Here is an 18,510-nt window from a genome sequence, read left to right as displayed (position 1 = left end):
GCGCGGACGGCCGGGGAACCGGGGCGTCAGCGCCCCGCGAGGGCCTTCTCGCCCGCCCTGCGCATCACGTCGAGGGGCGCGGGGGCACGGCCGGTCATCTGCTCGACCTGGAGGACGGCCTGGTGCACCAGCAGGTCGAGCCCGCCGACGACGGCGCCGCCGAACATGGACCAGCGGGCGGCGAGTCCGGTGGGCCAGGGCTCGTAGAGGACGTCGAAGAGCGTCGCGGGCCGTTCCGGTACGGCGCCGGTGAGCGCGTCGGTGGTGCCCGCCGGGGTGGTCGCGATCACCAGCGGGAAGCTCAGCGCCTCCGCCGCCTCGGACCAGTCGGCCGTACGGACCTCCACATCGAGCCGCTCGCCCCAGCGCCGCATCTCGGCGGCGCGGTCCGCGCTGCGCACGTAGGCGACGACCTCGCCGGTGCAGATCCGGGCGAGCGCGGCGAGCGCGGAGGAGGCGGTGGCCCCGGCGCCGAGCACCGCCGCCGAGCCGACCTGCTCGATGCCGTGCTCGCGCAGCGCGGCGATCATGCCGGGGATGTCGGTGTTGTCGCCGACCCGGCGGCCGTCCTCGGTGAACACGACGGTGTTGACCGCGTCGACGGAGGCGGCCGTCTCGCTGATCTCGTCGAGCAGCGGGATGACGGCCCGTTTCAGCGGCATGGTCAGCGACAGCCCTGCCCATTCGGGCCCGAGCGTCTCGAAGAAGGCGGGCAGGGACGCCTCGTCCACCTCGAAGCGGTCGTACGACCACTCGGTGAGCCCCAGCGCGTCATAGGCGGCGCGGTGCAGCACCGGGGAGAGGGAGTGCGCGATCGGCGACCCGAGCACGGCGGCACGGCGGGCGTCAGTTACCGGAGCTGGCATTGAACTTGGCCTTGAGCTTCTTGAATTCCTCGTAGGTCGTGGCGAACTCGGTCTTGTTCTGGCCGTCGGTCGCCACGAAGTACATCCAGCCGTCGTGGGTCGGGGCCAGCGCCGCCGCGAGCGCCTGGTCGCCGGGGTTGCTGATCGGTCCGGGCGGCAGGCCCTTACGGGTGTAGGTGTTGTACGGGTCCTTGTTGCTGTTGATCTCGGTCTCGCCGATGTTGACGTTGCTCTGGCCCTTCAGATAGTTGAAGGTCGAGTCGAACTGGAGCTCTTGGTTGGTCTCGTGGTTGGTGGGCTTGAGACGGTTGTAGACGACCTCGGCCATCTTGCGGAAGTCGTCGTGCGTCTTGCCCTCGGCCTGCACCAGGCTGGCCACGGTAAGCAGTTGCCAGGGGCTGTCGAGGCCGAGTGCGTCGGCCTTCTTCTCCAGGCCCATCGCCCGGTACCTGTCGTTGGCCCGGGACACCATGCCCTTGAGGACGGCCTCGGGCTTCTGGCCCTTGGTGACGGCGTAGCTGGAGGGGTAGAGGAAGCCTTCCAGCGGGTCCTTGAGGTCCGCATGGTTCAGTGCCCAGTCGGGCAGCCCGAGGCTCTTGTAGTCCTTCTTCGCGACGCTCTCCGTGGTGCCGTCGGGCACCTTGAGGCGCTGGTCGATCAGGGCGTAGATCGCCGCGTTGCGCCGGCCCTCGGCGATGACCAGGTTGTCCTTGCTCTTCGGACTGAGCATCAGCTCGACCGCACTGGCCGCCGACATCTCCTTCTGGAGCGTGTAGACGCCGTCCTGGATGAACTTTCCCCTGGGATTGCCGTTCTGCGCGGTCACGAAAGCGTCGACGCTCTTGACGACCCCTGCGTCCTCCAGCTTCTGCCCGATCGTCGAGCCGAAGGCGCCTTTGGGAATGACCACGGTGACCATCTGTCCGTTGCCGCTGCCCGCGTAGTCCGGCGAGGCGCCGAAACGATTTTGGTAATAGTGGTAGCCGTACGTGCCGACTCCGACCAGACCGCCGCCGAAGACCACGACCACGACCAGGCAGGCGCAGCCGTTGCGGCGCTTCTTCTTGCCCTCGCGTTTGTTCCTGCCCGCGCTCTTGCCACGGCCCCTGCGGCCCTTGGGGTCGTCGGCGTCCGGGTCGTCGTACTCGTCGTCGTCATCGTCCCCGTAGCCGCCGCCCGCGAAGAAGGCGTGCTCGCCCTGGTCGGGGCCCGGGTCCCAGTCGGTCTCGGGTTCCGGCTCCGGTGCGGGCTCGGGAACCACGGCCGGCTGGCGGTGCTGCGGGGGCGGGTAGGCGTCGGGGGTGCCGTACTGGTCGGGCTGCTCGGCGCCGTACGCGGCGGGCTGCTGGCCGTAGGGGTCGCCCGGGTCGGCGGCGTAGGGGACGTGCGCGTGGGTTCCGTGGCCGTCCCAGCCGCCCTGCTGGTACTGCTGGGGCGGAACATGGGGAACATTGCCCGCGTACTGCTGCTGGTCCTGCGGGACGCCGTAGTGGTTCTGGTCGTACTGGTTCGGGAACTGCTGCTGGTAGCCGACCGGACGGCCCCACTCGTCGTACTGGACCTGCTGCTGGGGCTCCTGGGGATAGCTCTGCGGCAGGCCGCCGTACGGGGGCTGCTGGGCCGTACCGGCCTGCTGCCCGCCCCATCCGCCGTCCCCGTACAACGGGTCCTCCGGATGCCACGGTTCGGGGCCTGGGCCCCGGCCATACTCACTCATCGATCTCCTGGAGCCGCGAGGCGGCGCGCACGCGGCCCCTGGGCCGGATGCCGTTCCGCCTCTTGCTGTGCGGTGGCTGTTCGAACGCCATCGCATCGCGCGGAACGTTACCGTATCGCGATCAGATGACCACTTCGACGCCCTCGCCGGGTGCGTTACCTGACACTCGTTCGGAATCGAGGGCCTGCTGAAGGATGATCACAGCGGCGGCCTGGTCGATGACAGACCGTCCCTTCTTCGCCTTCACCCCGGAGGCGCGCAGCCCCTGACCCGCCGTGACCGTGGTCATCCGCTCGTCCACGAGCCGCACGGGCACCGGTGCAATGCCCCTGGCCAGCTCCTGTGCGAAAGCCCTGACCTTGATCGCGGCCGGGCCCTCACCGCCCCCGAGGGAGCGCGGGAGCCCGACGACGACCTCGATCGGCTCGTACTCCTCGACCAGTTGCCGCAGCCGCCGGTGGGCCGCCGGGACATCACGCCCCGGGACGGTCTCCACCGGTGTGGCCAAGATCCCATCGGGATCGCACGAGGCGACCCCGATCCGGGCGTCACCGACGTCGAACGCGATTCGACGTCCCCTGCGCATCACTTGGCCGCTTCCGTTCTCCTGGCCGCTTCCGCTCACTTGGCCGTTTCCGCCACGAGCCGCTCGACGGCGTCCACGGCGTCACCGATCGCGGCCGGGTTCTGGCCGCCGCCCTGGGCGACGTCCGGCTTGCCGCCACCGCCGCCGCCGAGCGACTTGGCGGCAGCGCGGACCAGGTCACCGGCCTTGAGGCCGCGGTCGCGGGCGGCGTCGTTGGTGGCGATGACCGTGAACGGCTTGCCGTTGTTGACGGTGAACAGCGCCACCACGGCGGCCCGCCCGCCCTGGATACGGCCGCGCACATCGAGGACCAGCCTGCGCAGGTCGTCCGGCGTGGTGCCGTCCGGGACCTGGCCGGTGACCAGCGCGACGCCCTGCACGTCCTTGGCGGACTCGGCAAGACCGGCGGCGGCCTGGAGGACCTTCTCCGCGCGGAACTTCTCGATCTCCTTCTCGGCGTCCTTCAGCTTGCCGAGCATGGCGGAGATCTTCTCCGGCAGCTCCTCCGAACGGCCCTTGACCAGTTCCTGGAGCTGCGCCACGACCGTGTGCTCCCGGGCGAGGAAGCGGTAGGCGTCCACACCGACCAGGGCCTCGATACGGCGCACGCCCGAGCCGATGGACGACTCGCCGAGCAGCTTCACCAGACCGAGCTGGGCGGTGTTGTGGACGTGGGTACCGCCGCACAGCTCCTTGGAGAAGTCGCCGATGGTGACGACACGCACGCGCTCGCCGTACTTCTCGCCGAACTCGGCGATGGCGCCCTGCTTCTTGGCCTCGTCGATGCCCATCACATCGGCGCGCACGTCCAGATCGCGGGCGAGCACCTCGTTGATCTTCTGCTCGACATCGGTCATCACGGCCGTCGGTACGGCGGACGGGGAGCCGAAGTCGAAGCGGAAGCGGCCGGGCTGGTTCTCGGAACCGGCCTGGGCGGCCGTGGGACCGAGGGCGTCGCGCAGCGCCTGGTGGGTGAGGTGGGTGGCCGAGTGGGCGCGGGCGATCGCCTTGCGGCGGTGGTTGTCGATCGAGGCGTGGGCCTTGGCGCCGACGGTGATCTCGCCCACCTGGACGACACCCTTGTGGACATAGACGCCCGGCACCGGCTTCTGGGTGTCGCGGATCTCGATGACCGCGCCGGAGTCCGCCTTGATACGGCCGGTGTCGCCGGTCTGGCCGCCGCCCTCGGCGTAGAACGGGGTGCGGTCCAGGACGATCTCCACCTCGTCGCCCTCGGTGGCGGCGGGCGACGGCAGTCCGTCGACCAGGATGCCCACGACCGTGGACTCGCCCTCGGTGTCGGCGTAGCCGATGAAGTCCGTCACGCCGGCGGCGTCGGCGATCTCGCGGTAGGCGCCGAGGTTCGCGTGGCCGGTCTTCTTGGCCTGGGCGTCGGCCTTGGCGCGCTCCCGCTGTTCCTTCATCAGCCGGCGGAAGCCGTCCTCGTCCACGGACAGCCCCTGCTCGGCGGCCATCTCCAGGGTGAGGTCGATCGGGAAGCCCCAGGTGTCGTGCAGCAGGAACGCCTTGTCGCCGGGCAGCACGCCCGAACCGGCGGCCTTGACCTCGGCGACGGCGCCGTCCAGCACGTTCGTACCGGCGTTGAGGGTCTTGAGGAAGCGGGCCTCCTCGGCGAGGGCGACCTTCTCGATGCGCTCGCGGTCGGTGACCAGCTCGGGGTACTGCTGACCCATCATCCGGACGACGACGTCGATCAGGTCCTTGACGACCGGCCCGGTGGCGCCGAGCAGCCGCATGTTGCGGATGGCGCGGCGCATGATGCGGCGCAGCACATAGCCGCGGCCCTCGTTGCCCGGCGTGACGCCGTCACCGATGAGCATCACAGCGGTGCGGATGTGGTCGGTGACCACACGCAGGGAGACGTCCGACTCGTGGGCATCGCCGTAGGCCACACCGGTCAGCTCCGTGGCCTTCTTGATGACGGCGATGGAGGTGTCGATCTCGTACATGTTCTGCACGCCCTGCAGAATCATGGCGAGCCGCTCAAGGCCGAGGCCGGTGTCGATGTTCTTGCTCGGCAGATCGCCGAGAATCTCGAAGTCCTCCTTCGAGGTGCCCTGGCCACGCTCGTACTGCATGAAGACGAGGTTCCAGATCTCCACGTACCGCTCGTCGTTGACGGCGGGGCCGCCCTCGGCGCCGAACTCGGGACCACGGTCGTAGTTGATCTCGGAGCAGGGGCCGCAGGGGCCGGGGACGCCCATGGACCAGAAGTTGTCCTTCATGCCCAGGCGCTGGATGCGCTCCTTGGGCACACCGACGACCTCGTGCCAGATCTGCTCGGCCTCGTCGTCGTCCTTGTAGACGGTGATCCACAGACGGTCGGGCTCCAGGCCGTAGCCACCCTTGTCCTGAGGCGCGGTGAGCAGCTCCCAGGCGAGCTTGATGGCGCCTTCCTTGAAGTAGTCGCCGAAGGAGAAGTTGCCGCACATCTGGAAGAACGTGCCGTGCCGTGTGGTCTTGCCGACCTCTTCGATGTCAGGGGTGCGCACGCACTTCTGCACGCTCGTGGCGCGCGGGAAGCTCGGCTTGACCTCACCGAGGAAATACGGCTTGAAGGGCACCATGCCCGCGTTGACCAGGAGCAGAGTCGGGTCGTCCGCGATGAGCGACGCCGAAGGGACGACGGTGTGCCCGCGCTCCTCGAAGAAGCTCAGCCAGCGGCGGCGGATCTCGGCCGACTCCATCAGTGGTCCTCATTCCGGTTGGTCGGGTACGGCAGATACATCTGGTCGGTGACGTACTCGGGGCGGTTCTGGTTCTCGATGGCGGTGTAGCGCCGCGGTGCGGGGAGTTCCGGGTTCTCGTGGATGCCCAGGGCGTCCTCGAGTTCGGCCTCGCGCTGCGCCATGTTGTCGCGGACGTCGAGCGCGAAGCCGACGGCGCGGTCCTTGAGCCGGTGGCCCGCCTCGACGGCCTTGTTGGCCGCGGTCGCGGCGAGGCTCTCGGGGGTGAGCTGCTTCAGCTTGCGGTTGACCTTGGTGGTGGCCCAGACACCGGCGGCTACGCCCGTGGTGAACCAGAACGTACGGCGGAACATCGCTTCGCTCAGTCCTTCTTTCCGCGGGCGGCGCGCCTCTCCCGCCGGCTCGCCGGGAGGGTGCGGCCCACCACGACGGTGCGCCGGGGCGCCGGGGCGGGCGCGTCGTCCTTGCGACCGCCGATGGCCCGGCGTACGCCGTAGCCGAAGGCCGCGACTTTGACGAGGGGGCCGCCGAAGGTGGACGCGACGGTCGTGGACAGCGCGGAGGCGTTCGACGTGACCTCCTGGACGTCGGACGCGATCGCGTCGACCCGGTCGATCTGGGTCTGGGCGGAGCGCACGGCCGTGGAGGCGTCGGCGAGCAACGGGACGGCCTGGTCGGTCACGTCCGCGACGAGCTTGGTGGTCGCCTTGAGCGTCTGGGCCAGCCTCGCCAGGGCCACGGCGAGGAAGGAGACCAGGATCGCCCAGAAGACGGCCACCAGGATGCCGGCCACCTCTCCACCGGACAAAATGTGCACCCGCTCCCTCAAACGTGCCTCACATCGAAAAGTCGTGAGGCGAGCCTATCGCGCCGGGGGTCGCGTCCCGTACCGCATTACGGCGGGCCGGACGACGGTGGCGCAGTGGTCCCACGGCTGCCCGGAGCACCCGCGCCGACCGGGGCTGTCCCCGGTGAACTCCCCGGTGAACGCGGAGGCCCGCCGACCCCCACCGCGAGGGTGGGGAGCCGGCGGGCCGGGGTACCGCTGGTCGTACGTCGTCCGCCTGATCAGCGGGCGTAGTACTCGACGACGAGCTGCTCGTCGCAGATCACCGGGATCTCCTTGCGGTTCGGGTCGCGGTCCAGGCGGAAGGCCAGGGCCTTCAGGTTCACCTGGAGGTAGCGCGGGGTCTCGCCGTCCGCGGCGAAACCACCCTCGCGGGAGATCTGGAACAGCGTCTTGTCGCGGCTGCGCTCGCGCACCTGGACGACGTCGTCCGGACGGACCTGGTACGACGGCCTGTCGACCTTCTTGCCGTTGACCTCGATGTGGCCGTGGACGACCATCTGACGGGCCTGGTAGATCGTGCGGGCGATGCCCGCACGCAGGACCAGCGCGTCGAGACGGCGCTCGAGGTCGATGATCAGGGCCTCACCGGTCTTGCCCTGAACCTTGGAGGCACGCTCGTAGGCGCGGACCAGCTGGCGCTCGGAGATGTCGTACTGCGCGCGCAGACGCTGCTTCTCCAGCAGACGGACCTTGTAGTCCGAGTTCTGCTTGCGGCCACGGCCGTGCTCACCCGGCGGGTAGGGGCGGGCCTCGAAGTACTTGACGGCCTTCGGGGTCAGCGCGATACCGAGGGCACGCGACTTCTTGACCTTGGGGCGGGACTGGTTCGCCATGAACCAAACACCTCATATTTCTGTACGGATTCGGCTTCACCAGGGTTAGGGGAGGTCGCATCCGCAGCCGGGGAAACCCGCCGGGCCCTGTCCTGCTGAGCCTGGTGGGCAGCCGCTCCCCTGGTCTGGGCACATACGTGCAGCACGCGAACGGCCCACCGGCCGGTCCCGGGACTCCGGGTGGTGGTGGGCTGCCCGCGACACCGTTCGACGGTGCGCGACGCTCCTGGAGGCCCGGCGGACCGGGGTCTCCGGCTGGATGTCCCGTTCTGGTGGCGCCGGGTCCCCCTCGCGGGGTCCGGACACGGGACGCAGCACTTCGCGGAATTCTACAGGGTGCTCATGACCGCCTGCGACCGAGGTGCTTGCGGGTCCACTCCACCGCGTCGGCGTAGCGCGCCTCGGCTCCGTGCCGGGTCGGGGTGTAGTACTCGCGGTCCTTGAGGGCGTCCGGCGCGTACTGCTGCGGGGCGATGCCCTCGGGTCGGTCGTGGGGATAGACGTAGCCCTGGGCGTGGCCGAGCTCGGCGGCGCCCTTGTAGTGGCCGTCGCGCAGATGCGGGGGCACCGGACCGGCCAGCCCCTTGCGTACGTCCTCCCGCGCGGCGCCTATCGCGGTGGTCGCGGCATTGGACTTGGGCGCCAGGGCGAGGGCGATGGTGGCGTGGCTGAGGGTGAGGGCGGCCTCGGGGAAGCCGATCATGGCGACGGCCTGGGCGGCGGCGACGGCGATGGGCAGGGCGTTCGGATCGGCGAGGCCGATGTCCTCGCTGGCGGAGATCATCAGCCGGCGGGCGATGAAACGGGGGTCCTCGCCGGCCTCGATCATGCGGGCCAGGTAGTGCAGCGCGGCATCGACGTCGGAGCCCCGGATGGACTTGATGAGGGCGCTGGCGACGTCGTAGTGCTGGTCACCGTCACGGTCGTACTTCACCGCCGCGCGGTCGACGGTCTCCTCCAGCGTGGTGAGGGAGATCGCCGCCTCACCCTTGTCGAGAGCGGCCCCGGCAGCGGCCTCCAGGGCGGTGAGCGCGCGCCGGGCATCGCCGCCCGCGATGCGCAGCAGATGCGCCTCGGTGTCCTCGGGGAGGGTGACGGCGCTCCTGAGACCGCGTTCGTCGGCGGCGGCGCGGCGGAGCAGTCCGCGCACGTCGTCGTCGGTGAGGGGTTCGAGGGTGAGCAGCAGGGAGCGGGACAGCAGCGGGGAGATCACCGAGAAGTACGGGTTCTCGGTGGTCGCCGCGATCAGGGTGACCCACCGGTTCTCCACGGCGGGCAGCAGGGAGTCCTGCTGGGCCTTGCTGAACCGGTGGATCTCGTCGAGGAAGAGGACGGTCTCCTTGCCGAAGCCGCCGGCGGCGCGGCGGGCGCCGTCGATGACCGCGCGGACCTCCTTGACGCCCGCGGTGATCGCCGACAGTTCGACGAAGCGCTTGTCGGTGGCCTTGGAGACGACATACGCGAGCGTGGTCTTCCCGGTGCCGGGCGGGCCCCAGAGGATCACCGAGGAGGGCCCGGCCGGGCCGCCGGAGGCCTCGCCGACCAGACGGCGCAGCGGGGAGCCCGACTTGAGGAGATGCTGCTGGCCCACGACCTCGTCGAGCGTGCGCGGGCGCATCCGCACCGCCAGGGGGCTCGCTGCCGGTTCCTTCTCCTGGCGTTCTTCCGCCGCTGCGGTGAAGAGGTCGGGTTCCACGCTGAAACCCTAAATCACCGCACTGACAATCCCGCCCGGCCCCGTGACCGGCCTGACCGGCCGGTTCAGCTGGTCCAGAAGTCCCACCAGCGCGTGAGGATCAGCATCCCGATCACGCCGACGTGCAGGACGGGCAGCACCCAGGTGAACTCGCCGAAGAAGCCCTTCAGCCAGCTCGGGGCGGGCAGCAGGCCGCCCCGGACGTTGAACGACGTCACGTACCAGAACATGACGATCGTCGCGACCCAGGCCAGCGAGCACCACAGGCACAGCGCGTTGATCCGGTACAGGGACTGGAACTGGAGCCAGCTGCAGAAGGCGACGCCGAAGAAAGTGCCCGCGTTGAAGGTGAGCCAGTACCAGCGCGGGAAGCGGGCGCGGGTGAGCAGGCTGACGCCGACGCAGATCACGATGCCGTAGGCGACCAGGCCGAGCATCGGGTTGGGGAAGCCGAAGACGGAGGCCTGCTTGCTCTGCATGACGCTGCCGCAGGACACCACGGGGTTGATGCTGCATCCGGGGGTGAAGGTCTTCCCCTCGGCCTTGGCCTCAAGGATCTTGAACTTGTCGATCGTGATGACCCAGGAGGCGAGCAGCCCTGCCGCCCCGGTGATCAGAAGAAGCAGGGCGAAGGCGCGGCTGCCGCCCACCGTGCGCGCCGTCTGCCCGTGGCGCTCCGGCGCGGGGTCGGTGGAGGCGTCTTTCACTGTCGTCTCACTCATCACGCCGTCCGTCACTTGAGAGTTGGACTATCTCAGGGCACGGTCATTGTGCCGCACGCCTGTGTAAGCGCACCGTTCGCTGCGGGTGAGAACTCGGGCCCTGTCGGGCCGGGACGGCCGGTTCCGTACAGCGCCCGGAGCGGTGGCCGTGGGGCCGCGCGGGTACGGAGTGGAGCCGTCGGGGCTTCGGGGCGAGAGGCTGAGAACCAGCAGGTCAGCGCGGGGGCCGCGGGGCTGCGGGGGTGTGATCGACGAGCGCCGTCGGGGGGTGAGTCCGACTGCCCGGGCGGGCCGTTCCCGGGGCCGGGCACGCGCGCGTGGCTCTTGCACCGCGCGTTCTCCGGATCCTTCGTGAGGACGAACCGCCGTCCGCGAAGTTGACGTGCGAGGCCGTCCAGGGACGGCGAAGGCGCCGGGCACCCCCGAAGGGTGCCCGGCGCCTTCACGCGCGCGTGCTTCAGCCGAGCCTGGATCTCAGCTCCGCCACGATCTCGCCGACACCGACCGCCACCTGCTCGCCCGAGTCCATGTCCTTGAGCTGGACGACGCCCTCGGCGAGGTCGCGCTCGCCCAGCACAAGGGCGAAGCGGGCGCCTGAGCGGTTGGCGGCCTTCATCGCGGCCTTCAGGCCCTTGGCGCCGTAGGAGAAGTCGGCGGCGATGCCTGCCTTGCGCAGCTCGGTCACCTTGGCGAACAGCACCCGGCGGGCCTCCTCACCGAGCGGCACCGCAAAGACGCTGGTGGTCGCCGGGAGGGCGAGCTCGACGCCCTCCGCCTCCAGGGCGAGGACCGTGCGGTCGACGCCGAGCGCCCAGCCTACGGACGGCAGCGCGGGGCCGCCGATCATCTCCGACAGGCCGTCGTAGCGGCCGCCGCCGCCCACCGCGGACTGGGAGCCGAGACCGTCGTGGACGAACTCGAAGGTGGTCCGGGTGTAGTAGTCCAGGCCGCGCACCAGCTTCGGGTCGTCCTCGAAGGCCACGCCCGCCGCGGTGATCAGCTCGCGGACCTCCTCGTGGTACGCCTTGCAGGCGTCGCACAGGTAGTCGCGCAGCAGGGGCACGCCCGTGAGCTGCTTCTGCACCGACTCCCGCTTGTCGTCGAGGACGCGCAGCGGGTTGATGTCGACACGCGCGCGGGTGTCCTCGTCGAGGTCGAGACCGCGCAGGAAGTCCTGGAGGGCGGCGCGGTAGACCGGCCGGCACTCCCGGTCGCCCAGGCTGTTGAGCACGATGCGGAACTGCCGCAGGCCCAGCGAGCGGTACGCCTGGTCGGCCAGGATGATCAGCTCGGCGTCCAGGGCGGGGTCCTCGGCGCCGATCGCCTCGGCGCCGACCTGGGAGAAGTGGCGGTAACGGCCCTTCTGGGGGCGCTCGTAGCGGTAGTACGAGCCGGAGTACCAGAGCTTGACCGGCAGGTTGCCCGACTTGTGCAGATTGGCCTCCAGGGCCGCGCGCAGCACGGAGGCGGTGCCCTCGGGGCGCAGGGCGAGACGGTCGCCGCCCTTGGTCTCGAAGGTGTACATCTCCTTGGTCACGATGTCGGTCGACTCGCCGACACCGCGCGCGAAGAGGTCGACGCTCTCGAAGCCCGGCGTCTCGATGTAGCCGTAGCCGGAGTTGCGCAGCGGGGCGGCGATGGCTTCACGGACGGCGAGGTACTTCGCGGAGTCCGGCGGGATCAGGTCGTACGTGCCCTTGGGGGCCTTGAAGGTGCTCACGGAGAGTCTCGTCACATTCCTCGTCGGGGAGCGGGTCCCGCTCCCTGGCCGGAGGCCACCTGCCGCAGAAACGGGTTGGTGGCGCGCTCACGGCCGATGGTCGTCTGGGAGCCGTGGCCGGACAGCACCACGGTCGAGTCGTCGAGCGGCAGGCACACGCGGGCCAGCGACTCGAGCAGCTCGGCCATGTCGCCGCCGGGCAGGTCGGTGCGTCCGATGGAGCCGGCGAACAGCAGGTCGCCCGAGAACAGCACCGGCGGGATGTCCGCCGCCTCGGGCAGGCCGAAGGTCACCGACCCCTTGGTATGGCCGGGCGCATGCGCGACGGTGAACTCCAGGCCGGCCAGCGCCAGCTTCGCGCCGTCGGTCAGCTCCTTGACGTCGTCGGGCTCCCCCACGGTCAGCTCGCCCATCAGCGGCATCCCGAAGGCGCGGCCGAGCGCCTTCTCCGGGTCGCTCATCATGTAGCGGTCGGCGGGGTGGATCCACGCCGGTACGTCGTGCGCGCCGCACACCGGGACGACCGAGGCGACGTGGTCGATGTGGCCGTGGGTGAGGACGACGGCGACGGGCTTGAGCCGGTGTTTTCTCAGCGCGTCCTCGACTCCCTGCGCGGCCTGGTGGCCCGGGTCGATGATGACGCACTCCTCGCCCGCGGCGGGTGCGACGAGATAACAGTTCGTCCCCCAGGCGCCTGCGGGGAACCCGGCAATCAGCACGATCGTCCTTCGTTGTGTCGATACGGGCGGCCCTTGCGACCACGACGGCCGTGCTCAGAGCCTACCGGCGCTGCCGATTCCTCAGCGAACCCATATACCGTACGGGGCTACGACAGGGTCGACCCACGAGACGCATCCGTACCGGTCGGCACACGAGACGTTGAGGAGACAGCCCGGTGGTCAGCCAGGAGCAGCGGCGGCGTCAGCTCGCCCGGGAGAAGTTCTTGCGGCAGCAGCAGCGGCGCACCGACGCGCGGCGCAAGGCGAAGATGCGCAACTCGGTGATCGCCTCGGTGCTGGCGGTGGTGGTCATCGGCAGTGTCGCGCTGTACACGACCGGGGTCATGAAGAACGACGACAAGGCGAACGCCGGCGCGGACGTCACCCCGAGCGCCTCCGCCACCAGCAAGGCACCGGATCCCTGCGAGAAGGCCGCCAAGGGGTCGGTCAAGAACCTGAGCTGGAAGAAGGAGCCGACGGTCACCATCGACAAGTCGGCGGACTACACGATGAAGCTGGCGACGACCTGCGGCGACATCGACATCGCCCTGAAGGCTTCCGCGGCCCCGCACACCGTGAACTCGTTCGACTTCCTCGCGGGCAAGGGCTTCTTCGACCACACCAAGTGCCACCGGCTCACCACTGCGGGCATCTATGTCCTGCAGTGCGGCGACCCGAAGGGCACCGGGGCGGGCGGCCCCGGCTACACCATTCCCGACGAGAATCTCAAGGACAAGAGCCTCAAGAACGAGACCTACCCGGCGGGTACCGTCGCGATGGCGAACCAGTACAACGCATCGACGAACAAGGGGCGTCACACCGGTGGCAGCCAGTTCTTCCTCGTCTTCAAGGACAGCCAACTGCCCGCGAACTACACCCCTTTCGGCACCGTCTCCGCCTCCGGCATGAAGGTGCTGAAGAAGATCGCCGCGGCGGGCGAGAACACCGGCCAGGGCGACGGTGCTCCGAACGCCACGGTCGTGATCAACAAGGCCACGGTCACAAAATCGTGACGTGCAGGGCGGCAGCCAGGGCAATTTCGGTCGCGCGGGATGCGGACAGGGAAGCCGCTGGTCGCCTATGTTGGCCGTGACGAAACTGTGGACGATGCCCGGGGGCGAACGAACCTCCCGCAGGCATCATGTGGAGGAGGCGCTGTGAGCAGCGACCCGTGGGGCCGCGTCGACGAGACGGGGACCGTGTACGTGCGTACGGCCGACGGTGAGCAGGTCGTCGGTTCTTGGCAGGCCGGCTCCCCCGATGAGGCGCTGGCCTATTTCGAGCGCAAGTACGAGGGCCTGGTCGTGGAGATCGGCCTCCTCGAGAAGCGAGTGCAGACCACCGATCTGTCGGCGAAGGACGCCCAGACCGCCATCGGCCATCTGCGCGAGCAGATCGACGCGCACCACGCGGTGGGCGATCTGGACGCGTTGCGGGCCCGGCTGGACAAGCTCATCGCGAGCGTCGAGGAACGCCGCGAGGAGCGCAAGCAGCAGCGCGCCAAGCAGTCCGACGAGGCGCGGCACTCCAAGGAGGCGCTGGTCGTCGAGGCGGAGGAGCTGGCGCAGTCCGACCAGTGGCGGGCCGCCGGTGAGCGGCTGCGGTCGCTGGTGGACACCTGGAAGGGGCTGCCCCGGCTGGACCGCAAGTCGGACGACGAGCTGTGGCACCGCTTCTCGCACGCCCGGTCGGCGTTCTCCAAGCGCCGCAAGGCGCACTTCGCGCAGCTGGACGCGCTGCGTGAGGACGCCCGCCAGGCCAAGGAGCGGCTGGTCGCGGAGGCCGAGGCGCTGTCGGACTCGACGGACTGGGGGCCCACCGCGGCCCGCTACCGCGAGCTGATGACGGAGTGGAAGGCCGCGGGCCGCGCCCAGCGCGAGCACGAGGACGACCTGTGGAACCGCTTCCGCGGCGCCCAGGACGTGTTCTTCGCCGCCCGCAGCTCGGTCTTCGCCGAGCGTGACGCGGAGCAGTCGGAGAACCTGAAGCTGAAGGAGGAGCTCGCCCAGGAGGCCGAGCGTCTGCTGCCGGTCTCGGACCTGAAGTCCGCCCGTGCGGCGTTCCGCTCCATCAACGAGCGCTGGGAGGCCATCGGCCATGTGCCGCGGGACTCCCGGCCGCGCGTGGAGGGCCGGATGCACACGGTGGAGCGGGCCCTCCAGGACGCCGAGGAGACCGAGTGGCGCCGGACGAACCCGGAGGCGCGTGCGCGTGCCGAGGGCCTGACCGGTCAGCTCCAGGCGGCCGTGGACAAGCTGCGGGGCCAGATCGAGCAGGCGCGCGCGCAGGGCAACACGGCGCGGGCGGACAAGCTGGAGCGTGAGCTCGAGGGCCGTCAGGCGCTGCTGGACCAGGCGCTGAAGGGTCTCCAGGAGTTCGGCGGCTGATCATCACCCCGGCCGGTCCGACTCAGCGGACAGGAACGGCGGCGCCCCTCCCCCGGTGACGGTGGGAGGGGCGCCGCCGTTTCGTCGTCTTCGTCGTCTTCGTTGTAGGACGCTCGCGGAGTCCACCGGCTTCCCGCCAGCCCTGCGGCTACGACGTCGCGCGGGACCGTCCCCCGCCCGCGGTGCACACCTGCGGTCCGGTCACCGAGGCCACCGGGGCCGCGCCCGGCCATCGCCCGCGTGGCTGGCGGCGACCCGCCGTCGCGGTCCAAGCGGGCAGTGGGCACGCCGTCGCGGTCCCAGCGTGCGGTGGGCCCGCCATCGCGGTCCAAGCGGGCAGTGGGCACGCCGTCGCGGTCCCAGCGTACGGTGGGCCCGCCATCGCGGTCCCAGCAGGTGGCGCGTACCCCCGCCGGACCGCTGCGGCTGGTGGAGGCCGCCACCGCGGGCGGTACGCGCCGCCGGTCGCGCCGGACCCGACGGGCCGCCGTACGCCGTCCGGTGTGCCAGGTGCGCCCTGGTTCGCGCCGCGTCTGCGCTTCCGGGCGGCACGCCGACGTGCACCGGCCCCCTGCCTGGGGCGGTCAGCGCGAGGACAGGCAGCCGGGCGGCTGCCGTTCAGCGCTGGCGGGCCGAGGTGACCCGGTAGACGTCGTAGACGCCCTCCACGCCCCGTACGGCCTTCAGGACGTGCCCCAGGTGTTTGGGGTCGCCCATCTCGAAGGTGAAGCGGGAGGTGGCGACGCGGTCGCGGGAGGTCTGGACGGCCGCGGAGAGGATGTTGACGTGCTGGTCGGACAGGACGCGTGTGACGTCCGACAGCAGCCGGGAGCGGTCCAGCGCCTCGACCTGGATGGCGACCAGGAAGACCGACGACTGGGTGGGCGCCCACTCGACCTCCAGGATCCGCTCCGGCTCACGGGACAGCGACTCCACGTTCACGCAGTCGCTGCGGTGAACCGATACTCCGCTGCCCCGGGTGACGAATCCGATGATCGGGTCGCCGGGCACGGGTGTGCAGCAGCGTGCCAGCTTGACCCAGACGTCGTCGACGCCCTTGACCACCACGCCGGGGTCCTGGCTGCTGCGCCGCTTGCGGCTGCGGGAGCGGGACGGCGGGACCGTCTCGTCGATCTCCTCGCTGGCCGCCTCCTCGCCGCCGAGGGCCTGCACCAGCTTCTGTACGACGTTCTGCGCGGCCACATGGCCCTCGCCGATCGCCGCGTACAGGGAGGAGATGTCGGGGTAGCGCATCTCGTGCGCCAGGGTGACCAGCGAGTCACCGGTCAGGATGCGCTGGATCGGCAGGTTCTGTTTGCGCATCGCACGCGCGATGGCGTCCTTGCCCTGCTCGATCGCCTCGTCGCGGCGCTCCTTGGAGAACCAGGCGCGGATCTTGTTGCGGGCGCGCGGCGACTTGACGAAGCCGAGCCAGTCCCGGGAGGGTCCCGCACCGGGCGCCTTGGAGGTGAAGACCTCCACCAGATCGCCGTTGTCGAGGGTCGACTCCAGCGGCACGAGCCTGCCGTTGACCCGTGCTCCTATCGTGCGGTGGCCGACCTCCGTATGGACGGCGTACGCGAAGTCGACCGGGGTGGCCCCGGCCGGGAGCGCTATGACATCACCCTTGGGGGTGAAGACGAAGACCTCGTTGCGGGACAGGTCGAAGCGCAGGGACTCCAGGAACTCGCCGGGGTCCTCGGTTTCCTTCTGCCAGTCGAGCAGCTGCCGCAGCCACGCCATGTCGTTGATGGCGGCCGCGTCCTTGCCGGCCTTCCCGGCCGGCCGCGGCGCGTCCGTACGCACCTTGGAGGCACCGGCGACGGCGTCCTGCTTGTACTTCCAGTGCGCGGCGATGCCGTACTCGGCGCGGCGGTGCATGTCGAACGTGCGGATCTGGAGTTCGACCGGCTTGCCGCTGGGGCCGATGACCGTCGTGTGCAGCGACTGGTACATGTTGAACTTGGGCATCGCGATGTAGTCCTTGAACCGCCCCGGAACCGGGTTCCAGCGGGCGTGCACGGTGCCCAGGGCCGCATAGCAGTCGCGGACGGTGTCCACCAGGACGCGGATGCCCACCAGGTCGTAGATCTCCGCGAAGTCCCGGCCGCGGACGATCATCTTCTGGTAGACGCTGTAGTAGTGCTTGGGGCGGCCGGTGACGGTCGCCTTGATGCGGGCGGCGCGCAGGTCGGCCTGGACCTCGTCGGTCACTATGGCCAGATACTCGTCACGCTTCGGTGCCCGCTCGGCCACCAGCCGTACGATCTCGTCGTACATCTTGGGGTAGAGGATCGCGAAGGCGAGGTCCTCCAGTTCCCACTTGATGGTGTTCATGCCGAGGCGGTGGGCGAGCGGCGCGTAGATCTCCAGGGTCTCGCGCGCCTTCTTCTCCTGCTTCTCGCGCTTGAGGTAGCGCATGGTGCGCATGTTGTGCAGCCGGTCGGCGAGCTTGATGACCAGGACGCGCGGGTCCTTGGCCATCGCCACGACCATCTTGCGCACGGTCTCGGCCTGCGCGGCCTCACCGAACTTGACCTTGTCCAGCTTGGTCACGCCGTCGACCAGCAGGGCGACCACGTCGCCGAAGTCGCGGCGCAGGTCGTCGAGGCCGTACTCGGTGTCCTCGACGGTGTCGTGCAGCAGGCCGGCCATCAGGGTGGCCGGGTCCATGCCCAGCTCGGCGAGGATGGTGGTGACGGCGAGCGGGTGCGTGATGTACGGATCGCCGCTCTTGCGCTTCTGGCCGCGGTGCCAGCGTTCGGCGACCTGGTAGGCGCTCTCGATCTGGCGCAGGACCGCGGTCTCGATCTTGGGGTCGTTGCTGCGCACTATCCGCAGCAGCGGCTCCAGGACCGGGTTGTAGGGGTTGGCGCGCTGGACACCGAGGCGGGCGAGGCGGGCCCGCACGCGGTTGGAGGAGCCGGCGCGGGAGGGCTGCCCGGCCGCGGGGCGGGGCGCGGGCGCGGAGCGGTCCTCGGGCGGGGCGGGCTTGGGACGCGGCTGCTCGGCGGGCCTGTCGACGGGCGCGGACTGGGCGTGCTCGGCCGTCCCACGGGTGTCGTGACGCGTGGGCTGCGCGGGCTGCGCCGCCTGCACCGAGGGCGACTCGGGCTTGGCGGCGGTCAGATGCTGGGCCTCGTCTGGCAAGAGGACTCCTCGTGCGCGATCCGGGTCCCCCGGTCAGGCTCCGGAGACCCCATGGTAGCGATCCCGCGCCCGGGCATCGCCTTCAGACCGATGTGGGGCCTGTACACCGGAGGAACATCTGGGACCACCCCAGGATTCCTCGCCTTCCCCGGCACAGCTCCCTAAACGCCTCCTACGGCTCTTTCCGTGGCCGGTGTTCTGCCCCGGGAACCCGTCCCGCACCAGGCACGACCCAGGGTGCCCTGAACGTGCGGCGACGCCACCGCGACCGCGTGCCTCGGCCGCCCCGGGCCTTCGCCGGGAATCCGACTCGGCGCGGACGAGCCCTGCGGCACCTGATACGAACCACCACCATGCCCGAGGCACGCCATGGACCCGGCGCTCCGTCGGCCGCGGTCCGTTCGCCCCGGGCCTCGACGGGAGCCGTCACGCCCAGGCCGGGGCCGCACGTCCAGCGCGTCCTCATGCACGGGCGACACGGTCTCCGAGGTGCAGCTTGCGGGGTCGGCGGGATGGCGTGGGCGTGATGCACGGCGGCGCCGGGGTGTTCGTGCGG

The 18,510-nt window shown here is 70.2% G+C and carries 14 protein-coding genes; 2 read left to right on the top strand and 12 right to left on the bottom strand.

What is annotated here, in order from left to right:
• Positions 1-26: 26 nt before the first annotated feature.
• The 11 genes from ACSYGN_RS33735 to ACSYGN_RS33685 all read right to left on the bottom strand — a co-directional run bounded on the left by ACSYGN_RS33735 (position 27) and on the right by ACSYGN_RS33685 (position 12,417).
• Positions 27-866 (bottom strand): shikimate dehydrogenase, encoded by an 840-nt coding sequence (locus ACSYGN_RS33735; protein ID WP_460402408.1) that lies wholly within the window; start codon positions 864-866, stop codon positions 27-29.
• On the bottom strand, positions 847-2,583 hold the full coding sequence (gene mltG, locus ACSYGN_RS33730) for an endolytic transglycosylase MltG (protein WP_460402406.1): 1,737 nt from the start codon (positions 2,581-2,583) through the stop codon (positions 847-849). The genes ACSYGN_RS33735 and mltG overlap by 20 nt, the downstream gene beginning before the upstream one ends.
• Positions 2,584-2,704: 121 nt before the next feature.
• Positions 2,705-3,169 carry a Holliday junction resolvase RuvX gene (gene ruvX / locus ACSYGN_RS33725; RefSeq protein ID WP_460402404.1) on the bottom strand — a complete coding sequence of 155 codons (465 nt, stop codon included), beginning with the start codon at positions 3,167-3,169 and terminating at the stop codon, positions 2,705-2,707.
• A 35-nt stretch (positions 3,170-3,204) separates the two neighbouring features.
• A complete protein-coding gene (alaS, locus tag ACSYGN_RS33720; protein WP_460402402.1) occupies positions 3,205-5,877 on the bottom strand; it encodes an alanine--tRNA ligase in 2,673 nt (890 codons plus the stop codon).
• Positions 5,877-6,230: a hypothetical protein gene (locus ACSYGN_RS33715; RefSeq protein ID WP_460402400.1), complete on the bottom strand. Its 354-nt coding sequence runs from the start codon at positions 6,228-6,230 to the stop codon at positions 5,877-5,879. Before ACSYGN_RS33715 ends, alaS begins: the two co-directional genes overlap by 1 nt.
• 8 nt (positions 6,231-6,238) lie before the next feature.
• On the bottom strand, positions 6,239-6,685 hold the full coding sequence (locus ACSYGN_RS33710; protein WP_460403903.1) for a DUF948 domain-containing protein: 447 nt from the start codon (positions 6,683-6,685) through the stop codon (positions 6,239-6,241).
• A 260-nt stretch (positions 6,686-6,945) separates the two neighbouring features.
• Positions 6,946-7,560 (bottom strand): 30S ribosomal protein S4, encoded by a 615-nt coding sequence (gene rpsD, locus ACSYGN_RS33705; protein WP_460402398.1) that lies wholly within the window; start codon positions 7,558-7,560, stop codon positions 6,946-6,948.
• A 340-nt stretch (positions 7,561-7,900) separates the two neighbouring features.
• Positions 7,901-9,256, bottom strand: coding sequence for a replication-associated recombination protein A (locus ACSYGN_RS33700; protein ID WP_460402396.1), 1,356 nt, complete (start codon positions 9,254-9,256; stop codon positions 7,901-7,903).
• Between the two features lie 65 nt (positions 9,257-9,321).
• Complete coding sequence (locus tag ACSYGN_RS33695) at positions 9,322-9,978, bottom strand: vitamin K epoxide reductase family protein (protein WP_460402394.1); 657 nt, start codon at positions 9,976-9,978, stop codon at positions 9,322-9,324.
• A 457-nt stretch (positions 9,979-10,435) separates the two neighbouring features.
• Positions 10,436-11,698 carry a histidine--tRNA ligase gene (hisS, locus tag ACSYGN_RS33690; RefSeq protein ID WP_460402392.1) on the bottom strand — a complete coding sequence of 421 codons (1,263 nt, stop codon included), beginning with the start codon at positions 11,696-11,698 and terminating at the stop codon, positions 10,436-10,438.
• Between the two features lie 11 nt (positions 11,699-11,709).
• Complete coding sequence (locus ACSYGN_RS33685; protein WP_460402390.1) at positions 11,710-12,417, bottom strand: MBL fold metallo-hydrolase; 708 nt, start codon at positions 12,415-12,417, stop codon at positions 11,710-11,712.
• 176 nt (positions 12,418-12,593) lie between these two features.
• Here ACSYGN_RS33685 and ACSYGN_RS33680 point away from each other — a divergent pair, with 176 nt between their 5' ends.
• The gene (locus tag ACSYGN_RS33680; RefSeq protein WP_460402388.1) at positions 12,594-13,430 is read left to right on the top strand and encodes a peptidylprolyl isomerase; all 837 of its coding nucleotides are present in this window, start codon (positions 12,594-12,596) and stop codon (positions 13,428-13,430) included.
• Positions 13,431-13,574: 144 nt separating this feature from the next.
• Positions 13,575-14,804 (top strand): DUF349 domain-containing protein, encoded by a 1,230-nt coding sequence (locus ACSYGN_RS33675; protein WP_460402386.1) that lies wholly within the window; start codon positions 13,575-13,577, stop codon positions 14,802-14,804.
• Positions 14,805-15,422: 618 nt separating this feature from the next.
• Here the strand turns inward: ACSYGN_RS33675 and ACSYGN_RS33670 are convergent.
• Entirely contained in the window at positions 15,423-17,954 is a 2,532-nt protein-coding gene (locus ACSYGN_RS33670) for a RelA/SpoT family protein (RefSeq protein ID WP_460402384.1), read from the bottom strand.
• Positions 17,955-18,510: the final 556 nt, after the last annotated feature.

The organism is Streptomyces sp. YIM S03343 (genome assembly GCF_054729195.1).
The sequence above is the reverse complement of the archived record's forward strand: the minus strand, read 5'-3'. Positions and strand labels throughout refer to the sequence as shown.

Excerpts from the sequence above, each read along its gene's own strand:
- ACSYGN_RS33695 (WP_460402394.1), bottom strand. The coding sequence starts at position 9,978 with ATGAGTGAGACGACAGTGAAAGACGCCTCCACCGACCCCGCGCCGGAG.
- ruvX (WP_460402404.1), bottom strand. The coding sequence starts at position 3,169 with ATGCGCAGGGGACGTCGAATCGCGTTCGACGTCGGTGACGCCCGGATC.
- ACSYGN_RS33715 (WP_460402400.1), bottom strand. The coding sequence starts at position 6,230 with ATGTTCCGCCGTACGTTCTGGTTCACCACGGGCGTAGCCGCCGGTGTC.
- mltG (WP_460402406.1), bottom strand. The coding sequence starts at position 2,583 with ATGAGTGAGTATGGCCGGGGCCCAGGCCCCGAACCGTGGCATCCGGAG.
- alaS (WP_460402402.1), bottom strand. The coding sequence starts at position 5,877 with ATGGAGTCGGCCGAGATCCGCCGCCGCTGGCTGAGCTTCTTCGAGGAG.
- ACSYGN_RS33735 (WP_460402408.1), bottom strand. The coding sequence starts at position 866 with ATGCCAGCTCCGGTAACTGACGCCCGCCGTGCCGCCGTGCTCGGGTCG.
- rpsD (WP_460402398.1), bottom strand. The coding sequence starts at position 7,560 with ATGGCGAACCAGTCCCGCCCCAAGGTCAAGAAGTCGCGTGCCCTCGGT.